3 protein-coding genes are annotated in these 3,188 nt (G+C 52.4%); 2 read left to right on the top strand and 1 reads right to left on the bottom strand.

All coding sequences use genetic code 11. From position 1 onward, the window contains the following. On the bottom strand, positions 1 to 345 hold a 345-nt coding region (locus NTV65_11490), incomplete at its 3' end, for a hypothetical protein (GenBank protein MCX6115819.1). A gap of 199 nt (positions 346 to 544) precedes the next feature. Here NTV65_11490 and NTV65_11485 point away from each other — a divergent pair. Together NTV65_11485 and NTV65_11480 are read left to right on the top strand one after the other, a co-directional pair. Beyond that, a complete protein-coding gene (locus tag NTV65_11485) occupies positions 545 to 2,059 on the top strand; it encodes a glycine--tRNA ligase (protein ID MCX6115818.1) in 1,515 nt (504 codons plus the stop codon). Positions 2,060 to 2,074: 15 nt separating this feature from the next. Continuing rightward, a partial coding sequence (locus NTV65_11480) for a hypothetical protein (GenBank protein MCX6115817.1) occupies positions 2,075 to 3,188 on the top strand: 1,114 nt, incomplete at its 3' end.

Here is a 3,188-nt window from a genome sequence, read left to right as displayed (position 1 = left end):
TAATGTGCTAGCCAGAACCACCAGGATAGGCACCGCTATCCAGAGCTTCTTAGCGAGGCACTGGCTCTTGTAGGCTAACGCTGCGAAGGCTCCCAGCAACAACCAGATGATGAGCTTTCCACCGATCCAGCTTGGAACTCCGGAGATGCCCAGCTTGGCGAGCATTCCGAAGCCAGCCACGAGTAGGAGGAATAGCCCAACACCGTGCGTAATCATGGCTCCCTTACGGAAGGTGTTTGAGCCCTTAGAACCGCCGTTGATAGAGTGTAGGATAATTCCACCAAGGGACATAAGCACCATACTAAGCCCTAGGAGGTGGATGATTTTGTAGACTTCGTAGCTCATATTTAATGCTCTCTAAAAAAAGTGCAGGCGCACCGTAGCTGTGATTTATGAATTGTGATCTATAACTGTGATCTTATGCCTGAAATGCCGTCTCAGGTCCAGCTAGGATCGTACACCACCCCTTGAGGCCGGCACCGTTCCGCGATACCTTAGATTAGGGCAAAAGCACTGCGCGCAAAATAGAACGGAATTAACCCATATGAACCCAAGCGATATTCTTCCGAAACTCGTCTCATTATCTAAACGACGTGGCTTTATCTTTCAAAGTAGTGAGATCTACGGCGGACTAAAGAGCGCCTACGATTACGGCCCGCTCGGAGTGGAGCTTAAGCGCAACATCGCAACCGAGTGGTGGAAGAGCATGGTGCATGAGCGCGAGGACGTTGTCGGCATAGACGCCTCGATTATGATGCATCCCCAGGTATGGAAGGCGAGTGGGCATCTAGCAGGTTTTTCGGATCCGCTCGTTGATTGCCTTAACTGTAAGGAGCGCTTTCGCGCCGATAAGGCCCCGCAGGTTGCCCCTGGCACCGAGACGGTCTGGGTTAAGGGTGGCAAGTCAAGCGGTGAGAAGGCTAAGGGCGTTGTCGGAGAGTGCGGCTATATCTGCCCGCAATGTGCAAGCTCTGAGCTCTCAGCGGAGCGCCAATTTAATATGATGTTTCGCACCTCTATTGGCCCCGTGGATCCGCTCGATAGTTTTCTTAACGAGATTCAGGGTAAAGAGATCTCACGCGCTGAGCTTAGAGAGAAGTTGGAGGAGGCTGTTCGCTCAAGTGCTATCTACCTCCGTCCTGAAACGGCGCAGGCTATGTTCGTTCAGTTTATGAACGTTCAGCAAACGATGTCGATGAAGGTTCCATTTGGTATCGCTCAACAGGGCAAATCGTTCCGTAACGAGATTACCACCGAGAAGTTCATCTTCAGAACGTGCGAGTTTGAGCAGATGGAGATGGAGTACTTCTGCGAGCCTGGAACTCAAAAGGAGTGGCACAAGTATTGGGTCAACACCCGCATGGATTGGTGGAAGAGCTTTGCAAACGATGCTTCCGCATTCCGCGAGCGTTGGCACGAAGAGAAAGAGCTTGCGCACTACGCTGACGCCTGTGTTGATATCGACTACCGTTATCCGTGGGGCTGGGATGAGCTTGAGGGCGTTGCATCACGTACAGACTACGACCTGACGCAGCATGCTAAGGAGTCCGGAGTTAAGCTAAGCTACTTTGATCAACACAAGATCGATCCAGCTACCGGTAAGGCTGGAGTGCGTTATACGCCGTACGTAATTGAGCCTGCGGCTGGGCTAACTCGTGCCTGCCTGGCCTATCTGTGTGATGCCTACTCGGAGGAGGAGGGCACCGACGCAGAGGGTGGGAACAAAACTAGGGTGCTGCTAAAGCTCCATCCAAAGTTCGCTCCGTATAAAGTAGCGCTGCTACCACTCCTTAAGAAGGAGGGTATGCCGGAGGTTGCTCGCAAGATCGTAGCCGATTTTTACAAGGCCGGGATTAACGCCAGCTTTGATGAGCAGCAGTCGATCGGAAAGCGCTACTCACGTCACGATGAGATCGGAACTCCTTACTGTTTGACGGTCGATCATCAAACCTTAACTGATCAAACCGTAACGATCCGCGACCGCGATACGACCAGGCAGGAGCGCATCAGTGTTGACAGGGCGCTTGAGGTAGTGAAGCAACGTATCAATGGGCTGTAGCCTGTGGGAGCTCCTATGAACGGCTCATCGCAACGAGGCGGCGTAATCTTCACCCTCTTCCTACTACTGATCGTTGTTGGGATCGTAGGCGCTGGTGTTGTGGCGTTTATGCGCATTAGCCACACCGATCCCTTTAACCCCTCCTTTCTTGAACACGCTCCTCCTGAGATCTCATGGCAGGCGGTTCCGCTTGGCCTTGGGGCTGATGCTATCGCCCTAAATCTTACCGTAAAAGATAGCGGCGCGGGGCTCGATGAGGTGATCGTACGGATCTCGCAAAACAATCAACCCAAGGAGTTACTGCGCAAGCAATATACGGAGGGTGCAGTACGGAACGAAATTTTACAGCTCTCTCTGAACGGAAAGGAGCTAGGGCTACGCGAAGGTAACGCCGAGCTGCAGGTGTTGGCCTTCGATCGCACCTTTTGGAGTAACGGTGCAAAGCTGTCGAAGAGCTTACCGGTTAATTTTACCAAGCCCCATATCTCCGTTGTAACGCCACAACAGAACGCAGTGCTGGGTGGTTCAGAATTAGTATTTTATAAGGTACTAGGAAAGACACCGAGCGTTCAGGGGGTTCTTTCTAAGGGGGGGCTTTATCCCGGGTTTCCGGCCAAGTATTGGGACGACACCCTTAAGAGCTACGAGAACCTCTACCTTGCCCTCTTTCCGATCCCGGCTAGTTTTAAGGAGGCGCGCGATGCGATGCAGCTTATCGCACGAGATGATATCGGAAACTCCACCTCTGTGCCCTTTAACTACCGGATACGGCAACGACGGTGGTCATCCTTTCGGGTGGTGCTAAACGAGTTGAGCGCAGGCAAGCTAACCGAGCGCTTAATGGCGTATGCACACGGGGCAAAGATAACGTTAAAAACTAGTGGCGATCGGATCTCCGATCTTAGCATGTTGCTACGTGCACTGGCTCGTAACGACGATGTACTATTAAGCGAGCCGCTCAGTCATACAGAGGGCCTTAAGTTCTGGCGCGGGGCTTTTCTGAAACCGGTAGAGAGCACCCCCAGTAACTCTGAGGGGGATACTCGCTCTATTATGCTTGGAGATCAGGAGATCCTAAAAACGACTGCTGCGGGAGCTCGGTTCTCTGTATCAAAACGTACTAGCGTTG

It is taken from the genome of Pseudomonadota bacterium, from assembly GCA_026390555.1.
GTDB lineage: Bacteria > Bdellovibrionota_C > UBA2361 > UBA2361 > OMII01 > OMII01.
This window is presented reverse-complemented; position numbering and strand designations above follow the sequence as displayed.

Coding starts and splice junctions, on each gene's coding strand:
- NTV65_11485 (MCX6115818.1), top strand. CDS start 545: ATGAACCCAAGCGATATTCTTCCGAAACTCGTCTCATTATCTAAACGA.